This is a genomic window from Dellaglioa sp. CoH-56-MRSF-11 (genome assembly GCF_056782135.1).
This window is the reverse complement of the sequence record NZ_JBXAYE010000184.1, coordinates 1-229: the sequence shown is the minus strand read 5'-3', so window position 1 is coordinate 229 and position 229 is coordinate 1. Positions and strand designations below refer to the sequence as shown.

The window sequence follows — 229 nt, the reverse complement described above, 5'->3', positions numbered from 1 at the left end:
GCGCCCAACGCCGTGCCAGACACAATCATCTCAAAAGCGTGCCGACTCACGCTGAAATAATCTTCCGCGCCCGTCATCATCTTTGCCAGTACGAGCATGCTGAGTAAGGACATCACAATCCCGACTACGGCCGCTCCGCCGAGGATGGCGGAAAATTGTCTCGTGATGTGCAGGGATCGACGCTCGTGATGCTGCAAGGCATACAGACCAAAAAGCGGGAGGCCAAAGA

The 229-nt window shown here is 55.9% G+C and carries 1 protein-coding gene; it reads right to left on the bottom strand.

All coding sequences use genetic code 11. From position 1 onward, the window contains the following. Positions 1-229, bottom strand: a 229-nt coding sequence (locus tag AC1RPT_RS08315) for a hypothetical protein (RefSeq protein WP_481763078.1), incomplete at both ends; no start/stop codon positions are given.